The organism is Burkholderia sp. Ac-20384, assembly GCF_017104605.1.
GTDB lineage: Bacteria > Pseudomonadota > Gammaproteobacteria > Burkholderiales > Burkholderiaceae > Burkholderia > Burkholderia lata.
The window spans coordinates 1-15,776 of sequence record NZ_JAAGPE010000085.1; the positions used below are offsets into that span (position 1 = coordinate 1).

The 15,776-nt window shown below is 66.5% G+C and carries 19 protein-coding genes and 1 riboswitch; of the genes, 9 read left to right on the forward strand and 10 right to left on the reverse strand.

Annotated elements, in window-relative coordinates; genetic code table 11:
• The 3 genes from G3O00_RS18130 to G3O00_RS18140 all read right to left on the reverse strand — a co-directional run.
• The coding region (locus G3O00_RS18130; RefSeq protein WP_206143834.1) for an NADP-dependent oxidoreductase at positions 1–476 on the reverse strand (476 nt) is incomplete at its 3' end.
• Between the two features lie 48 nt (positions 477–524).
• On the reverse strand, positions 525–1,157 hold the full coding sequence (locus tag G3O00_RS18135) for a Dabb family protein (protein ID WP_206143835.1): 633 nt from the start codon (positions 1,155–1,157) through the stop codon (positions 525–527).
• Complete coding sequence (locus tag G3O00_RS18140) at positions 1,147–1,491, reverse strand: hypothetical protein (RefSeq protein ID WP_206143836.1); 345 nt, start codon at positions 1,489–1,491, stop codon at positions 1,147–1,149. Before G3O00_RS18140 ends, G3O00_RS18135 begins: the two co-directional genes overlap by 11 nt.
• A 167-nt stretch (positions 1,492–1,658) precedes the next feature.
• Here G3O00_RS18140 and G3O00_RS18145 point away from each other — a divergent pair, with 167 nt between their 5' ends.
• The 3 genes from G3O00_RS18145 (at position 1,659) to G3O00_RS18155 (ending at position 5,267) form a co-directional block, all read left to right on the forward strand.
• Positions 1,659–2,717 (forward strand): AraC family transcriptional regulator, encoded by a 1,059-nt coding sequence (locus tag G3O00_RS18145; protein WP_206143837.1) that lies wholly within the window; start codon positions 1,659–1,661, stop codon positions 2,715–2,717.
• Positions 2,718–2,806: 89 nt separating this feature from the next.
• Positions 2,807–3,000, forward strand: a riboswitch (cobalamin riboswitch).
• A gap of 88 nt (positions 3,001–3,088) precedes the next feature.
• The gene (locus tag G3O00_RS18150; RefSeq protein ID WP_206143838.1) at positions 3,089–3,256 is read left to right on the forward strand and encodes a hypothetical protein; all 168 of its coding nucleotides are present in this window, start codon (positions 3,089–3,091) and stop codon (positions 3,254–3,256) included.
• A gap of 82 nt (positions 3,257–3,338) precedes the next feature.
• On the forward strand, positions 3,339–5,267 hold the full coding sequence (locus tag G3O00_RS18155) for a TonB-dependent receptor (RefSeq protein ID WP_206143839.1): 1,929 nt from the start codon (positions 3,339–3,341) through the stop codon (positions 5,265–5,267).
• 230 nt (positions 5,268–5,497) lie between these two features.
• On the opposite strand, the gene G3O00_RS18160 is transcribed toward G3O00_RS18155, so the two are convergent.
• From G3O00_RS18160 to G3O00_RS18170, 3 genes are read right to left on the reverse strand one after another with little or no spacing between them, the layout of a single operon-like run.
• A complete protein-coding gene (locus tag G3O00_RS18160; RefSeq protein WP_206143840.1) occupies positions 5,498–6,997 on the reverse strand; it encodes an FAD-dependent monooxygenase in 1,500 nt (499 codons plus the stop codon).
• 16 nt (positions 6,998–7,013) lie between these two features.
• A complete protein-coding gene (locus G3O00_RS18165) occupies positions 7,014–7,421 on the reverse strand; it encodes a VOC family protein (protein WP_206143841.1) in 408 nt (135 codons plus the stop codon).
• Entirely contained in the window at positions 7,418–7,726 is a 309-nt protein-coding gene (locus tag G3O00_RS18170; RefSeq protein ID WP_174929437.1) for a helix-turn-helix transcriptional regulator, read from the reverse strand. Before G3O00_RS18170 ends, G3O00_RS18165 begins: the two co-directional genes overlap by 4 nt.
• A gap of 230 nt (positions 7,727–7,956) precedes the next feature.
• Here G3O00_RS18170 and G3O00_RS18175 point away from each other — a divergent pair, with 230 nt between their 5' ends.
• From G3O00_RS18175 to G3O00_RS18190, 4 genes are all read left to right on the forward strand, one after another.
• Positions 7,957–8,802: a GNAT family N-acetyltransferase gene (locus G3O00_RS18175; RefSeq protein WP_206143842.1), complete on the forward strand. Its 846-nt coding sequence runs from the start codon at positions 7,957–7,959 to the stop codon at positions 8,800–8,802.
• A gap of 95 nt (positions 8,803–8,897) precedes the next feature.
• On the forward strand, positions 8,898–9,470 hold the full coding sequence (locus G3O00_RS18180) for a TetR-like C-terminal domain-containing protein (RefSeq protein WP_174929439.1): 573 nt from the start codon (positions 8,898–8,900) through the stop codon (positions 9,468–9,470).
• Between the two features lie 29 nt (positions 9,471–9,499).
• Positions 9,500–10,495, forward strand: coding sequence for an alpha/beta hydrolase (locus G3O00_RS18185; RefSeq protein ID WP_041493289.1), 996 nt, complete (start codon positions 9,500–9,502; stop codon positions 10,493–10,495).
• A 23-nt stretch (positions 10,496–10,518) separates the two neighbouring features.
• Positions 10,519–10,923 (forward strand): DUF6331 family protein, encoded by a 405-nt coding sequence (locus tag G3O00_RS18190; RefSeq protein WP_206143843.1) that lies wholly within the window; start codon positions 10,519–10,521, stop codon positions 10,921–10,923.
• Here G3O00_RS18190 and G3O00_RS18195 read toward each other — a convergent pair.
• Positions 10,920–11,552, reverse strand: coding sequence for a LysE family transporter (locus G3O00_RS18195; RefSeq protein ID WP_174929442.1), 633 nt, complete (start codon positions 11,550–11,552; stop codon positions 10,920–10,922). The two genes, G3O00_RS18190 and G3O00_RS18195, sit on opposite strands and share 4 nt — an antisense overlap.
• Positions 11,553–11,668: 116 nt before the next feature.
• Here G3O00_RS18195 and G3O00_RS18200 point away from each other — a divergent pair, with 116 nt between their 5' ends.
• Positions 11,669–12,130, forward strand: coding sequence for an Lrp/AsnC family transcriptional regulator (locus G3O00_RS18200; RefSeq protein ID WP_041493287.1), 462 nt, complete (start codon positions 11,669–11,671; stop codon positions 12,128–12,130).
• Positions 12,131–12,253: 123 nt separating this feature from the next.
• Here G3O00_RS18200 and G3O00_RS18205 read toward each other — a convergent pair whose 3' ends face one another.
• Positions 12,254–13,420, reverse strand: a complete 1,167-nt coding sequence (locus G3O00_RS18205) for a collagen-like triple helix repeat-containing protein (protein ID WP_206143855.1) — start codon at positions 13,418–13,420, stop codon at positions 12,254–12,256.
• Between the two features lie 353 nt (positions 13,421–13,773).
• Here G3O00_RS18205 and G3O00_RS18210 point away from each other — a divergent pair, with 353 nt between their 5' ends.
• Positions 13,774–14,238: a cupin domain-containing protein gene (locus tag G3O00_RS18210; protein ID WP_206143844.1), complete on the forward strand. Its 465-nt coding sequence runs from the start codon at positions 13,774–13,776 to the stop codon at positions 14,236–14,238.
• Positions 14,239–14,260: 22 nt separating this feature from the next.
• On the opposite strand, the gene G3O00_RS18215 is transcribed toward G3O00_RS18210, so the two are convergent.
• Positions 14,261–14,560, reverse strand: a complete 300-nt coding sequence (locus G3O00_RS18215) for a hypothetical protein (RefSeq protein WP_206143845.1) — start codon at positions 14,558–14,560, stop codon at positions 14,261–14,263.
• 105 nt (positions 14,561–14,665) lie between these two features.
• Positions 14,666–15,568, reverse strand: a complete 903-nt coding sequence (locus G3O00_RS18220; protein ID WP_174929445.1) for a LysR family transcriptional regulator — start codon at positions 15,566–15,568, stop codon at positions 14,666–14,668.
• Positions 15,569–15,776 lie beyond the last annotated feature (208 nt).

Sequence of the window (15,776 nt, forward strand, 5' to 3'; positions counted from 1 at the left end):
ACCGCGCCCGCGCCGCCGTGCACCAGCACGCTCTGGCCCGCCCGCAGCCCGCCGTCGTCGAACAGGCCGGCCCACGCGGCGAGCGCAGGCGTCGGCACCGTGGCGGCTTCCGCCAGGCTCAACGCATCGGGCACGCGCACGACCGAGTCGTGACGCACCGCTACGTATTCCGCATACGCGCCCCAGCGCCCCGCGCCGACGTCGGTCTGCGCGAACACGCGCATGCCGGGCGCCAAACCGTCGACGCCGTCGCCGACCGCTTCAACCACGCCCGCCGCGTCGAAGCCGATCACGAACGGAAACGTGTATTGCATGAATGCGCCGAGGTAGCCTTCGCGGCATTTCCAGTCGGCGGGATTGATGCCCGCGTAGGCAACGCGGATCAGCACGTCACCGGGGCCCGGCGTCGGTGCCGGCACGTCGGCCATCCGGAACGCGTCGGAATGACCGACGCGGTCGATCAACAAGGCTCGCATCTTCGTGTCTCCAGGGTTATGTCTTGTCAGCTTGATGTGTGCGGCGCGTCACGCCGCCGTATCCGCCAGCAGGCTCGACGCGAGCGGGCAGAACGCATGCGAGATCGCATCGACCGTCCAGTCGGGGCTTTCGGCATCGAACCGGCGGTCGACCCAGCCCCAGTGATACGGATGCATCAGGTATTCGCCGACGAGATCGCCGACGTGCGCGAATTCCTGCTGCCACACGTGCGTCCACGCGCCGGGCGTCTCGATCCGGCTCAGCCGCCAGTTGCGGATAACGGGCATGAACGCGGGCATCTGCAGCAGTTCGCGTTCGAGCGCAGCAACTTGCTCTGCGCTGGCCTGCGGCCGCACGCGCAGCATCAGCGTGCGCCACACTCCGTCGCGCAGCACCGGTTCGCGCAGGCCGCCGCCGATCGCGCGGCATCCGGCGCTGTCGATCCGCTCGATGCCCGGCAGTTGCGTCAATGCGGCGAAATCTGCTGTGTCGCTAGCCACCGACTCGTCGCGCAGCACGTCGAGCGTGTAGTCGCCCGCGCCCCAACTGCCGTCCAGATTGCGTGCGAGTGCCACGCGTTTCGCACCGGCCAGCGCATGCGCGGCCTCGTGCAACGCATGTTCGATCGCGCCGGCATGGCAATCCGCCGACACGAATACCTGTGCCGTGTCATGCCGCATGGTCGACCTCCGCCAGATCAGGCAGCGGCGCAGCGGCGTCCGTCATCACATGGCGGCGGCGCACGTCGCACAGCGCGTCGACGGCCATCCAGAAGCCGACCACGTCGCCATCGGTCAATGCACGCATCCGGTAGTAGGCCGGCGCGTCGGCCACGTGCCAGGTCAGCCACAGCGTGCTCGGCTGCCCCGGCACCGCGACGGGCGGCGACACCCAGCGGCCGGCCGCCGTCAGCCCGCGCGCCGCATGGCCCGGCAGGTAACGGTCGCGCAGCAGGGCAAGCACGTCGGGAATGCGCTCGGGCGCGAGCGTGATTTCGTCTACGATCTGGATCATTCGCGTGTCGTCCGTGGTCGTTGGTGACAGGGATGCGCAGCCGGCCTACGCCGTTCCGGCGAGGCCGAAGGCAGTCGGCGTGGATAGCATTCTTGCGTGGCGACGGTCAGCAGACCCCTACCGGCCCGCTCACCGGCCCCTGTCGCAACGCTCAGATCGGGAGACTCATGAAACAGCGCGCCATGCCATCCCGCGGCCGTGTCCTGCCGGGCCTCGGCGCGCGCCTGCTGAGCGAACTCACGCGCAGCGGCGCGCCACCGGCCGATCGCGATGCGCAGCCGCCGCAACCGGCAACGACATCGGGCGATTTCGTCGCGCTGTACCGCGACGCGATCGAACGCCTCGAGGCGCAGGTCGCACGCGGCGACGGCCACCCACCGATGCGTAAGCGCGAAGTCGACCTGATGTGCCGCTGCCTGCTGAGTTGCGCGACGCTCGCCGACGCGATCCGCTGTGCGCGCGAATTCGGCGAGATGCTGACGCCGCGCGCCGGCGCGCTGTCGCTCGCCGTGCGCGACGGGCGTGCGACGTTCCGGATGGATTCGCTGCGCCGCACACGTAGTCCGGCCGCGTGCCTCGTCGACCTGACGGGGTTGTTCTGCTATCTGCAACTGTTCGGCTGGCTGATCGGGCAGCCGTTGCGGCCGACCGACGTGTGGCTCGGCCATCCGCGCCGCGACGACGCGATGCCGCTGCTCGGGCTGTTCAATGCGCCGGTCGAAGTGGGCCGCAAGACCTACGGCTTCGCGTTCGATGCGGCGCGGCTCGAATGCCGCGTGATCCGCCAGCCGGCCGAGCTCGACGCGTTTCTCGTCGATTTTCCGTTTCGCCTGATCGATGCGGCGCCGGCCGTCGTGTCGTGGGCGCAGCAGGTGCGCGGCTTTCTCGATGCGGCGCTTGCACACGAGCAGGCGTTACCGGCGCTCGCCGAGCTGGCCGTGTGGCTCGGTGTCAGCGAGGCAACGCTGCGGCGGCGGCTGGTGGCCGAGCACACCGGTTATCACGCGCTCCGCGAGCAATGTCTCGCCGAAGCCGCACAACGTTGTCTGCGCGAGTCGGACTGGCCGGTCGCGCGGATCGCCGCGCATCTCGGGTTCGGCGGCGAGGAGGCATTTCGCCGCGCGTTCGTGCGGTGGACGGGTATCGCGCCGAGCCGGTTCCGGCGCGATTGCATCGCAGCGAACCATCCCGTTTCGTCAGACATGAAACACGGCGCCGACGCATAAAAGAAAGGATTTCGAAAATATTTGCGCGGTAATGACGTTTTTTCGCATCCCCGCGCGGCCGGACAATTGACGCGCCCGAGCGCACGCCATTACCCTTGCGCGCTGATGGTTCCCAGGAATGGGATCAAAAGGGAACGCAGGAGAGGCCGTGCCTCGAATCTGCGGCTGCCCCCGCAACTGTGAGCGGCGAATCCGTGCCACTGCATGCCACTGGGAAACCGGGAAGGCCGGCACGAATCAGGACCCGCGAGCCAGGAGACCTGCCATCGACCCGAGGTCCAAGCAGCCGCACCGGGCGGGGTGTCCCGATGCGCCAACACCGCCTTTGGCGGTGCCCGTTGCATGGACGGCCCGACCTCAGGATCCGCCCGATGTCCACCATTACCGCATCCGCTTCCGCACCGGAAGCGTCGCGCCGGCACGCCACCGGCATGCACGGCCCGCCCGCTCGCGCGTGCCGCTCCCTGTCGATCGCGTCCGCCGGCATGTGCCGCGCCGACGCCCGCGACTGCGGCCCGCTTGGCCTGGTCGCGCGATAGCCCGATCACCGATAACAAAACCGGTGCTGCCGCCGCCCGCCCTCGATCGCCGCATGCGCAGCCCGACAACAACGACCGCCCCATGAAGATTCGACACCTCCTTGCCACGTCCGCCGCGACTGCGCTCCTCTCGCCGCTCGCCCACGCTGCCGGCGACACCTCGGCTTCGCAACCGGCCGCGGCCGCCGACAGCGCCGACCTGCCGACGATCAACGTGACCGACACGCGTCGGCTGCCCGAGTCGTTCGACCAGCGCTATGCGACGACCCAGGTGCTCACGCGTACCGATCTCGACCGGCTGTCACCGAGCGACCCGAGCATCACGCAGGCGCTCGCGACGCTGCCCGGCGTGACGGTCTCGCAGAACGGCGGGCCCGGCTCGTCCGCGTCGGTCAGCATCCGCGGCTCGTCGGCCAGCCAGGTCGCCGTGTTCATCGACGGCATCCGGATCGGCTCGTCGACCACCGGCATCGCGCCGTGGGCGGACCTGCCGACCGAAGCGTTCGAACGTGTCGAAGTGATCTCGGGGCCGGCCGCCGCGTCGTTCGGTGCCAATGCAATGGGCGGCGTCGTGCAGCTCTTCACGCGCCGCGCCGCCAACCAGCCGAACCAGACCACCGTGTCGTTCGGCGGCGGGTCGAACAAGACGTTCGACACGCAGCTGCGCACGTCGGGCACGGTGCCGTCGACCGGGCCGCTCGCCGCGCTCGGCGGGCTCACCTACTCGCTCGGCCTGCACTCGTACAACTCCGCCGGCATCGATGCGACGCGGCCCTTCGCGTACGGGCATGAGGCGGGCCGCAACCCGTACCACGCGCAGGATCTCGATGCGCGCCTCGGCTACGCGCGCGACAACTGGTCGATCTCGACGTTCGCGCTGTATCACCGGTCCGATCTGTCCTACGACAACAGCGGCTATGCGAACCGCCAGCTCGATCATCAGTTGACGACCGGGATCGCGTTCCATCTCGACATCACGCCGGACACGCAGTTCGACCAGTCCTTCGGTTATTCGAACGATCGCGGATTCCTCTACGCGAGCGATCCGACCATCCCGACCGACCAGATCAATTCACAGCGCATCAGCACGTCGACGTCGCTGACGCATCAGGAGCGCGGATTCCATCTGTTCGGGCTGCCGCTGTCGGGCGAAACCAAGCTCACGTACGACTTCACACGTGAGCAGGCATTCCTGCCGGTCGACATTCCGAACGGCGTGCCGACGCGCAACGACTCCGCGTTCTCGCTGCATCAGTCGGCGACGCTCGGCAGCGTCACGATGTTCCTCGCGGGGCGGCATGAAATCATCGCCGGGCAGTCGGTGAATACGGGTAACGCGGCGCTGTCGTGGGCGATCACGCCGGTGTACACGGCACGCGTGTCGTACGGCAATGCGTTCCGCCTGCCCACCTTCAACGACCTGTATTACCCCGGCTACGGCAATCCGAATCTCAGCCCGGAACGCAGCACGTCGGTCGAGGCAGCGGTCGATGCGAACACGTCGTACGGCACGTTCACGGCGGCGATCTACGATACGCGCGTGAACAACCTGATCGCGTACAACCCGGCGACGTTCTCGCCGATGAACATCGGTCGCGCGCATATTCGCGGGGTCGACCTGTCGTACAAGGGGACGATCGGCCGTTCGACGCCGGTGAGCGTCGCGGTCGGGATCCTGAATCCGCAGGACGAGACCAACGACTCGTGGCTCAACCGCCGGCCGCGCCAGACGGTCAGCCTCAGCATCGATCACACGTGGGATGAACTGCACCTGCATGCGTTGAGCACTGGGGCGTCGCTGCTTTATGGCGGCACGACGTTCGACGATCCGGCGAATTCGACCTATCTGCCCTCGTACCTGACGGTGGGCCTGCGCGCGTCGTACCGGATCAACTCGCACGTGACGGTATCGGCGACAGTGTCGAATCTGTTCGATCGGCAGTACATGACCGCGTATGGGTACAACACGCTCGGGCGGACGGCATTCGGGAAGGTGACTTATACGTTCTGACGAGGTAATGCGACGGCCCTGACGTGTTGAGCGGCGCGGCCCCGGTCGGAACATACGCCGGGGACCGCCCGATCTGGCTTGCGCAACGGCTGCTTCGGCCGCGAAGCGAACTTGGCCGTCTCACACCAACCGCCACGACTCGACGGCGTTATGCGGCTTCCTGGCCGCGCCTCCTGGACGACCAGTACGCCACGTCGAAAACGTCATCCGGCCTGATGAAGACGACGCGCCTACCGGGGAGGCCCGAACCAGGTGTTCATCGCATTCTGGAGGCCGTCCTGTGTGTCGATACCCGCCCACGCGACATATCCATCGGGCCGGATCAAAGCGGACGTCGGCGCGGCAACCCGGCCAAGCGCGGGCAGATCCCATGGGCCGTCGTATCGGGCGTGAACCAGTTCGACGCGATCCGACCAACGTGTGATATCGACGCTACCGGGTACGCCGAGATTCAACAGCACCGGCCGCGCGTTCCGGAGCAGCGCAAAGACGCGCACGGGCCCGTCAACCGTAATCAGATCGAGGTCCGGCATGCGGCGACCGATCAGTGGGTGCCCTTCCCCGAGTGCGTAACAGAGCCCGAGCCCGGACATCTCGGCGGCGACTCGCTTGCGAGGCTCATCCATGCGGAGCCATTCCGCCGCGACTTCACGCAATGCTTCGGTGCTGTCATCGGTACGCTGCAACGCAACCTGCGCCATCGTCGTGCGCAGCACGCGAGCCGCAACCGGATGTTGCTCGGCGTGATACGTGTCGAGCAGCCCGTCGGGCGACGTTCCTTTCACCACCTGGGCCAGTTTCCACCCCAGATTCACCGCATCCAGCACGCCGATGTTGAGGCCCTTTCCGCCCACCGGAGAATGCACGTGGGCGGCATCGCCGGCCAGGAGAATGCGGCCCTTGCGGTAAGTGGCCGCTTGCCGCGCCATGTCCGTGAACCTGGAAATCCACGTCAGGTTATGGGCACCGTAGTCGGTTCCGCATGCGGCGACGAGCGCTTCCTTCAGATCGTCCAGCGTAGGCTCGGCTTTCGCGCCGACCGCCTTTTCGGTCACCATGACGCCGACGGGGCCTTCGGTGGCAAAGACGATCTTGCCGTCGCGAATTTCGTACGCCTCACGGCCGAACGCATGGATGCCCAATGCCGTGCGATGGACGCCCAAGGGCGGCTCCTCGGTCATCTCGCACTCGGCGAGAATACTGCTGGTCGTCGCATCCCATCCTGGAAACTCGATGCCGGCGCTTTTGCGGACGAGACTCCGGCCGCCATCGCACCCGACGAGATAGCGCGCCCGCAGTGGCGCGCGACCGGACAGCTCGATGGTGACGCCCGTGTCGTCCTGCGCGAATCCCGTCAATTCGCAGCTGCGATGGATCGGCACCGCCAGTTCGTCGACCCATCCGGCGAGAATGCGCTCGATGTGTTTCTGGCGCAGCCCCAACACGTAGTTGTGCCGGGTCGGAAAATCGCTGATGTCCAGGCGAATCGACGCAAACCCGGTGACTTGCGCCTTCTGGCCTTCGGCGAGGAACCGATCCACGATGCCGCGTTGATCGAAGATCTCGAGCGTCCGCGCAATCAGCCCGCCGGCGCGCGAACCCGCGAGCGCCTGATCGGGGCGGCGTTCGACGATGGCGACATCGACGCCGGCGAGCGCCAGTTCGCCTGCCAGCATCAAGCCGGTGGGTCCGCCTCCGGCGATGACGACCTCATGTTCTGCAACCTGCATCGACCACCTCGCGAAATCAATGTGACGACGCTTGCTTGTCCTTCATCTCGATGAGCTGAATCAGGTTTCCGCAGGTATCGTCGAACACGGCCATGCGGACCGTGCCGGCATCCATCGGGGCCACGACGAACCTGACGTCCTTCGCGCGCAGTTTCTTGCATTCGGTGTCCAGATCATCGACCTGGAATGACGCTGCGGGAATGCCGTCTTCGACCAGCGCGTGCTTGAACGGGCCAACCGCCGGGTGCTCGCTCGGCTCCAGCAGCAGTTCCGTTCCACCGGGCGCTTCACTCGATACGACGGTGAGCCAGCGGTGCTCGCCCAGCGGCACGTCATGTTTCACGACGAATCCGAGGGTGTTCGTGTAGAAGTCCAGCGCCCTGGACTGGTCGTCGACAAAGACGGACATGACATAGATTCTCATGGGGTGTTTCCTTCCTCGAGATGTCGCTGAAGCCAGATGTCCGCCGCTTCCCGCAGCGGCTGGAGATCGAGAGAATGAATCTTGGTTCGGCCCGACCAGGAGATGCGAACCAGTCCGGCCTTCTCCAGCATGTCGAGATGCTGGGTCACCGCCTGCCGGGAGATGGCTTTTTCCCCCGTTGCGACGGCTACCGCGCAAATCTGGAAAAGCGACTGATCGGGCTGCTCGCGCAAGCGATCGATGATCCTGCGGCGGATGGGGTCGGCAAGCGCCTTGAAAACATGGTCAAGCTGTTCGGCGTTCATTGCGCATAATATGCAATGATTTTATTGCATGTCAACCGCAGTGAATCCGGGTTTCGCGGGGCGGAGCCGGGTTGCGCCGGCCGACGGCACGGCCTGACCTTCCCGCTCTGGCACCCGCCCTTGGGATTATGATGGCCCGATCGGCAGCCACGGCGTTGCCTGCCTGCGCTTCCCCGATGCATTGACCGTCACGCAACGCGCCATCCTGAGCGCAGCGACTGGGGTGAACCATGGATCAAGGCGGAGACTTCATCATGCGCACCATGTCGGCCGACGACGTAGCCCTGTCGGTCGCATGGGCGGCTGCAGAAGGCTGGAATCCCGGCCTGCACGATCCCTCCTGTTTCCGGGAAGCAGACCCGGCCGGGTTCTTCGTCGGCGTCTGGCGCGGCGAGCCGGTCGCGTGCATCTCGGCTGTCGCCTACGACGAACGCTTTGGCTTCATCGGCCTCTACATCGTGAAACCCGGGTTTCGCGGCAAAGGCTTCGGTATCCGAACCTGGCAGCACGGCATGCGTTACCTCGGAGACCGCAACATCGGGCTCGATGGTGTCGTCGCCCAGCAGGCGAACTACAGGAAGTCCGGATTCGAGCTCGCGTACCGCAACATCCGCTATGCGGGACGCGTGGACGGCATCGGGTGTGCGCACGTGGTGGCAGCGGCCGACGTGCCGTTCGAGCAGGTGCTTGCCTATGATCGCGAATGCTTTCCCGCGGCGCGCGAGCGTTTCGTTTCCGCCTGGATCGCGCAGCCGGATGCCGTTGCGCTCGCGACGATCGACGCAGGCCGTGTTGCCGGCTACGGTGTCGTGCGCCGTTGCAAGACGGGCTGCAAGATCGGCCCGCTCTTCGCCGATGACGCAGGCGTTGCCACCGGGCTGTTTCGCGCGCTGGCAGCGCGCATGCCCGGCGAGGTCATCGTGCTCGACGTGCCGGAAACGAACCCGGCGGCCGTCGCGCTGGCCGAACGGCACGGCATGACGAGCGTGTTCGAAACCGCGAGGATGTACACGAAGGACGCACCGGCGATTGCGATCGATCGCGTGTTCGGGGTGACATCGTTTGAGCTGGGGTGATCGGCACGAACATGGCGGTGGCCGAGTTCGGAAAATTGACACCGCCATCAAAACTAATACAATTAGCCGCTTGACTAATTTGAGTAGCATTCTCCATGCCACGCGCCGGCATCACCCTGGACAAACTCGTCGAAGCGGGCGCACAGCTCGCCGATGAAACCGGCTTCGAGCACCTCACCGGTGCCGCCCTCGCGCGTCACTTCGACGTCAAGCTCGCCAGCCTGTACTCGCACATCCCGAATTTCGACGACCTCAAGAGCCGCATCGCCCTGTTCGCGCTGAAGGAACTCGCCGAGCGCGCGACCGACGCATTGGCCGGCCGCACCGCCAAGGACGCGCTCACCGCACTCGCCAACGTCTATCGCGACTACGCACGCGAGCACCCCGGTCGCTTTGCGGCCGCACGTCACCCGTTGAGTGCCGAACGCGCTGCCGAAAGCGCGGGCGGCCAGCTCGTCAGGATGACGTCGGCCGTGCTGCGCAGCTACGCCATTCCGGAAGGCGAACAGGCGCATGCGATCCGTCTGCTCGGCGGCTTTTTCATGGGCTACGTCACGCTCGAAAGCGCGGGCGGTTTCTCGCACAGCGCACCGGCGTCCGACTCGTCGTGGTCGCGCAGTCTCGATGCGCTGGACGTGATGCTGCGCCACTGGCCTTCTGCCGCATGACTCGCCCAACGTTCAACGGAACCGAATCGATGAAAGACAAACCCGACGGCGTCGTCCTGCCGCGCCGCGTCGTCCCCTTCCCGGCCTCGATCAGCGACGAAGCGCGCACCGCGTTGCAACGACTGGTCGGCAGCGATGGCGTGCCGCTGAACGCACTGCACGTGATGCCGGCCCCGGACGATTTCGACGCATGGATACGCGTGAAGGCGGCCGCCGACGCGCACTACGCGGCGGCCGTCGAGCAGCTCGGCGGCTATCTGCGCTCGAGCGTGGAGACGATCCGGGCCGGCGCGGCGGACGTGCATGTCGCCACGCCCGAAGCAGCCGCGTCCGGCGAATGCGCGTACATCGAGCTGCATGGCGGCGCACTGGTGCTCGGCGGCGGCGCCGCGTGCCGCGCCGGTGCGCAGATGCAGGCCGACCGGCTCGGCATTCGATGCTACGGCGTCGACTATCGCCTGCCGCCCGAGCATCCGTATCCGGCCGCGCTCGACGATTGCATCGCGACGTATGCCTACGTGCTGGAGCGCTACGCACCGGAAAACATCGTCATCGGCGGACGCTCGGCGGGCGGCAACCTCGCCGCCGCAATGGTGCTGCGCGCCCGCGACGAAGGCTTGCCGCTGCCGGCCGCGCTGGTGCTGCTGTCGCCGGAAGTCGACCTGACCGAATCCGGCGACAGCTTCGAAACCAACCGCCTCGTCGATGTCGTGTTGCCGTCCTCGCTGATGCCGAACAACCTGCTCTACGCGAACGGCGCCGATCTCGCGCATCCGTACCTGTCGCCGCTGTTCGGCGATTTCTCCGCCGGTTTCCCGCCGACGTTCATCCAGAGCGGCACGCGCGATCTGTTCCTGTCGAACGCGGTCCGCCTGCATCGCGCGTTGCGGCGCGCGCAGGTGCCGACCGAGCTTCACATCTTCGAAGGAATGCCGCATGGCGGGTTCATGGGCGCGCCCGAGGACAGGGAACTGAGCCAGGAAATCGCGCGCTTCGTGCGTGCGCATTTGCCGGCGTTGAATTGAATCCATCCGTTGAGGGTCGACCGATGAACGGCAAACCGCACAAGCACGACATCAGCATCGGCCCGGATCGCTGGATCGAATTCGGCGATCTATCAGGCGGCCACGCGCAGGCGGCCGCAATCGATCCGTCTCTGGCAGAGGTCATGCCGTTGATCGATGTACTGGAGACCCACTGTGTCGCCGAGTGCTGCGGCGTCGACGCATTCGGTTTCTGGCCGGACGAGATCGAGGTTGCGGTGGCCACGCAGGATCGCGATGCGCTGGCGCGACTCGTCGACGATCTGCTGTCGGTTCAGCGTTCGATCGACGCGTTGCCGTCCGAGATCGTCGTCAGCACGCGAATGAACCAGTATTTCCGGAAGGCGGTGCTACTCGAGTTGCTCGCGCATATCCGGACGACGGTCGACGCGATCCGCAGATCGACCTAAATGACCCCGCGCACGCCCGCGACGACCTGAATCACGCCGAATACCGCGATCACCGCGGCCGACACGCGCGACAGCCCGTGCATGAACGCGAACGACATCTTCGTACGCAGCGCGGCGGTCGTGCCGCTCAGGCACAGCCACCACGTCGCGGAACCGATGAACACCCCGGCGACCATCAGCGCCACGGCCGGCCACATCGCCCCGTCCGGCGCCCCCGACAGCGGGCCGAGCGCCGCGAAAATCCCGACGAACGACAGGATCGTCATCGGGTTCGACAGCGTCAGGCCGAACGTCGTCAGGAAATCGCGCAGGACGGTCGTGCGCGGCAGGTCGCGCTGCGCCGTCGACGCGGCCGGCGCCTGGCGCGCGACGGTCCACGCCAGCCACACGAGAAACGCGCCGCCGCCGATTTTCAACCCGACGGTCAGCATCGGGAAGGCCGTGACGATACCCGCGATGCCGAGCGCACCGAGCAGGCCGTAGATCGCATCGGCGCACGCGGCACCGACGCCTGTCGCGAATCCCGCCTGAAAGCCGCGGCTCAGGCTGCGCTGGATGCACAGCATGCCGATCGGCCCGACCGGCACCGCAATCGACAGCCCCATGACGACAGACTTGATGAACAGCATCGCCTGCTCCTTGCGACATGTAATGGGTGGAACAGGCATCGTAGGGAAAGTCCCGTCATCGCTGAATGCGGTTTTTAAGGAAAAATGGCCACTCCGCCTTAAAAAATCCCGCCGCGATGGACGATCTGGACTGGAAGGTACTGACGCTGCTGCAGGCCAACGGCCGCATCAGCTACACCGAGCTGGCGCGCCACGTGCACCTGTCGGTGCCGGCGGTGACGGAACGCGTGAAGCGGCTCGAAGCGGCCGGCGTCGTCGAGGGCTATACGGCCCGGATCAATCCCGCCGCGGCCGGCTATCCGGTCAGCGCCCTGATCGGCATCACGGTGCCGCAACCGGCAAAAGCGAAATTCCTCCGGTTGCTGGAGACGATTCCCGAAGTCGTCGAATGCCATCACGTGACGGGCGCGGACTCGTACATGATGCGGCTCGCCGCGATCAGCATGACCCATCTCGAACAACTGATCGAACGCATCAACCTGTACGGCGAAACACGCACGTCGATCGTGATGTCGACGCCGCTGCCCGTACGCGGACTGGCGCGCCCGCCGTCGCAGCGCGACGTCGTTCGCGATTGATACATCGAGAGGCCCCGTCCGATCCGCTTCCCGCAGCGGGAGCATCAAGCAATTCCGGTCGGCGGTAACCGGCGGCCGATTTTCGGTTGGCCGGTTACCGCCGTGACGATCTCAATCGATCGACTACTTGCCGCCCAGGCCGCCCAAGCCGCCCAGCAGGCCGCCCACCAGCCCCGTAACGGGTGCGAGCGGGTTGGAGAGACCACCCAGCGGTGAGCCGACGCCCGCACCGCCCGTGCCGGTGGCGGAACCGTTGTGGACGGTCGCCGGGATGCCGCCGACCACGCTCGTCACCAGGCCCGCGACCGGCACCGCGCCGTTCGCACCGTTCGGGTTCACGAGGCCGCCCACATTGGTCACGGTGTTGCCGACCGCGCGTACGAGTTCGCCGACGCCGCCGACCAGCGGCTGGGGCGACGTGGACGTCACTTTCCATCCCGCCGACGTGATCGCGCCGCCGATCTGCCCGAGCAGGCCCGCGACGGGCTGCCCGAGGCCGGTCACCGTGCCGACCTGTTGCGTGACCTGGCCGACCGTCGTGACGAGCGGCGTGATCGCGGTGCTGATCGCCTGCGTCGTCTGCTGGACCGGGCCCGACGACAGGGCCGAGCCGAGCATGGCGCCACCCGTCTTGAGGCCACCGGCGACGGTGTCGAGCAGGCCGCCGACCGGCGTCGTGAGCGGCGCCAACGGCGACAGCGGGCCGGTGCCGAGCGCCTTCACCGTGTCGCTGAGGCCGGTGACCGGGTTGCTGGTCGAGCCGACGATGGAACCCAGCCCGGCGACCGTCGTGCCGACGGGGTTCGCCGTGAAGCCGGTTTGACCGATGCCGTTGCTCACGGCGTTCGTCGTGTCGCGGATGATCGTGCCCGCGCCGGTGACCGTGTTGCCGAGGCCGGTGGTCACGCCCTTGGTCGGTCCCGGCGGGCTCGTGCCGGTGATCGTGGCGCCGACGTCCATGACGACCGCGCCGACGGAGCTGATGATGCCGTTCGTGCCGGGGGTGCCGCTTGTGCCACTGGTTCCGCTTGTGCCGCTGGTTCCGCTCGTACCGCTGGTTCCGCTCGTACCGCTGGTTCCGCTCGTGCCACTGGTCCCGCTTGTGCCGCTGGTTCCGCTCGTGCCACTGGTCCCGCTCGTGCCGCTGGTTCCGCTCGTGCCACTCGTACTCGTTCCGATGTTGTTACCGCTCGGCGGCGCCGTCATATCGCTACCGCCACAAGCAGCCAGCGCGCAAGCCGTGGCAATGGCAGCGAGCGCCACGTTCGCCTTGATGAAATGATTTTGCATGGAAGCCCCCCGTTCGCTTTTAAGCTCGATCACCTCAATAAGCATCGATCGTGCCATTGCGATCAGCATCAACGACGACTTCCCCCCCACACCGTACCGCCGCGTCCCAACGGCCGTCCGGCGCGCGACACACGGCATCCGGACGTGACTTCAAAGCTGCGATCGAGCCTTGCGTTCCGGGTAACGCGTGCGTAACGCGGGGCCCTGCGTTACGTAGCATCGCGCGGCGAAGGACGCGGCCCTGCCGCTGTCGCCGTCATTCAAGCGCGCGAAACGGCGCTGTCGCCCACACCCGCCCCCATAATTCACACTCGCCGCACGAGTGGCGCCCCGATTCCCGACAAGGACCGACGATGAACACCCCGCGTGAAGTGCTGAAAGCCGCCGACATCGCGGCGATGGAACCGGAACATTCCGTCCACCCGTTGAACGAGAATGCCGTCCGCCTGAAGCGCTCGCTCGGCGACGCAACCGGGCTGACGCAACTCGGCTTCCATCTGATGACGTTGATGCCCGGACACGAATCGACCGAATACCACCGGCATCTCTACGCGGAAGAATGCGTCTATGTCCTTTCAGGAACCGGCGAGGCGATCGTCGACGGCCAGCCCCATGCGATCGGCCCGGGCGACTTCATGGGATTTCCGCGCGGCGGCGCCGCGCACACGATGCTGAACACCGGCGCGCTGCCGCTGGTCTATCTCGTGGCGGGCGACCGGCCGGAACACGACGTGTGCGACTATCCGAAGCTCGGCAAGCGGCTGTACAAGGCGGGCGCCGACAAGGTCTTCGTGGATCTCGGCACCGCCCCTGCGTGATGCACGTGTCGCCCGGCGAATCTCACACGACCAGCGACGCGACGATCGCGCACCACAACGCAATGGCGCCGCCCAGAAACACGCGCCGCGCGACTAACATCCGCCCTTCGTCGTCGGGCGCTTTCATCGGCGACGTGGCGAGAAACGGCACGCTGACGAGGCACGCGAACCCGGCCAGCGCCGGCAGGATCACGACGTAGTCGCCGAACCGCCACGGCAGCGGCTCGTGCCAGCCCCAGTAGCCGAGAAACAGCATGCCCATCGAAAACATCGTCGCGGCAGCCGAACTGAGCGCGACCACCGATCCCGTCGGAAATTGCATGGGAGCCTCCCCTCGCGCAGCGTGCGCGACGCCGGATCATTATCCCGGCACGGCAGGAAAAAGCACAACGTCGACCGCAACCGACGCCGCGTTGCGCGTGCCCCGTCAGCCGCTCATCTCGCCCAGGATCGCCATGATCTCCTCGGCCAGCAGCAGGCTCGCGAGCCCCCGGCCGTGCTTTTCGCGGCGCATGAGCGCAAGCACGTTACGGCTGAACGCGCGATCGCGGATCGGCCGGTAAGTCAGGCTCTCCTGACGATATTCCTCGGCGATATCGAATTTACTCAGGAACGCGATGCTTTCGCTTGCGGCGGCAAGACGTTTCATCGTCTCGATCGAATTGGTGCGGAACACGGGCTCGACGTCGATCCCCGCCTCCTCGAACGTATCGGCGACGATGCCGTGCATCAGCATCGAGCGGTCCGCAAAGATCAGCGGATACGACGCGCAGTACGCGAGCGGGATCGACTCCATCCGCGCGAGCGCGTGTTTCGGCGAGATCACCGCGCCGAGGCTCGTATCCATTTCCCACAGGCTTTCGAGCTGCGGCGACGGCGGCAGGTTGAAGCCGAGCCCCAGATCGGCTTCGCCACTGGCGAGCGCATCGGCGATCTCGCGCACGGACATCACGCGAATCGAAATCTTGATGTGAGGATGCTGCGCGCAGAAATTCGCGGCCGCGGTGGAGGCAATGCCGCTGGCGAGGCCGGTGACCGTCGCGATGATCACCTCGCCCTTCTGCAGCGTCTTGAGGTTGCGGATCTCGGCCTCGACCTGCCGGTACTCCGACATCGTCCTGCGCACGTGCGCCAGCAGGATCTCGCCGGCAGGCGTCAGCCGCAACCCGCGCGGCAGCCGCTCGAACAACGGCTCGCCGATCTCCTCCTCGAGCAGCAGCACATGCTTGTTGATCGCGGACGGCGCGACGTGAAGCTTCTCGCCGGCCGCGCGGATCGAGCCGCACCGCGCGACTTCGTCGATGTAGCGCAGCAATCGTGAATGGAGCATGGCCACGGGCCTCCTGAGTCGGGCTAGCGTACTCGAAAAGCGCACACTCCGTGCAAAAAACGCTGCTTTTTAGAAACGGTGACTTCGGTTTTCATAGGTCCTGTCGCGTTCGCGGGCCGGCGACACACCCCGGCCGCTACGCGCATGTTGCGGCGCCCGCGTTTGCTGCGGCGCAAAAGCAGGTTCAAACCAACCGATGAAAGCGAGA

Excerpts from the sequence above, each read along its gene's own strand:
- G3O00_RS18220 (WP_174929445.1), bottom strand. The coding sequence starts at position 15,568 with ATGCTCCATTCACGATTGCTGCGCTACATCGACGAAGTCGCGCGGTGC.
- G3O00_RS18180 (WP_174929439.1), top strand. The coding sequence starts at position 8,898 with ATGCCACGCGCCGGCATCACCCTGGACAAACTCGTCGAAGCGGGCGCA.
- G3O00_RS18140 (WP_206143836.1), bottom strand. The coding sequence starts at position 1,491 with ATGATCCAGATCGTAGACGAAATCACGCTCGCGCCCGAGCGCATTCCC.
- G3O00_RS18165 (WP_206143841.1), bottom strand. The coding sequence starts at position 7,421 with ATGAGAATCTATGTCATGTCCGTCTTTGTCGACGACCAGTCCAGGGCG.
- G3O00_RS18135 (WP_206143835.1), bottom strand. The coding sequence starts at position 1,157 with ATGCGGCATGACACGGCACAGGTATTCGTGTCGGCGGATTGCCATGCC.
- G3O00_RS18195 (WP_174929442.1), bottom strand. The coding sequence starts at position 11,552 with ATGCTGTTCATCAAGTCTGTCGTCATGGGGCTGTCGATTGCGGTGCCG.
- G3O00_RS18155 (WP_206143839.1), top strand. The coding sequence starts at position 3,339 with ATGAAGATTCGACACCTCCTTGCCACGTCCGCCGCGACTGCGCTCCTC.
- G3O00_RS18175 (WP_206143842.1), top strand. The coding sequence starts at position 7,957 with ATGGATCAAGGCGGAGACTTCATCATGCGCACCATGTCGGCCGACGAC.
- G3O00_RS18200 (WP_041493287.1), top strand. The coding sequence starts at position 11,669 with ATGGACGATCTGGACTGGAAGGTACTGACGCTGCTGCAGGCCAACGGC.
- G3O00_RS18145 (WP_206143837.1), top strand. The coding sequence starts at position 1,659 with ATGAAACAGCGCGCCATGCCATCCCGCGGCCGTGTCCTGCCGGGCCTC.
- G3O00_RS18160 (WP_206143840.1), bottom strand. The coding sequence starts at position 6,997 with ATGCAGGTTGCAGAACATGAGGTCGTCATCGCCGGAGGCGGACCCACC.
- G3O00_RS18190 (WP_206143843.1), top strand. The coding sequence starts at position 10,519 with ATGAACGGCAAACCGCACAAGCACGACATCAGCATCGGCCCGGATCGC.
- G3O00_RS18215 (WP_206143845.1), bottom strand. The coding sequence starts at position 14,560 with ATGCAATTTCCGACGGGATCGGTGGTCGCGCTCAGTTCGGCTGCCGCG.
- G3O00_RS18150 (WP_206143838.1), top strand. The coding sequence starts at position 3,089 with ATGTCCACCATTACCGCATCCGCTTCCGCACCGGAAGCGTCGCGCCGG.
- G3O00_RS18185 (WP_041493289.1), top strand. The coding sequence starts at position 9,500 with ATGAAAGACAAACCCGACGGCGTCGTCCTGCCGCGCCGCGTCGTCCCC.
- G3O00_RS18210 (WP_206143844.1), top strand. The coding sequence starts at position 13,774 with ATGAACACCCCGCGTGAAGTGCTGAAAGCCGCCGACATCGCGGCGATG.
- G3O00_RS18205 (WP_206143855.1), bottom strand. The coding sequence starts at position 13,420 with ATGCAAAATCATTTCATCAAGGCGAACGTGGCGCTCGCTGCCATTGCC.
- G3O00_RS18170 (WP_174929437.1), bottom strand. The coding sequence starts at position 7,726 with ATGAACGCCGAACAGCTTGACCATGTTTTCAAGGCGCTTGCCGACCCC.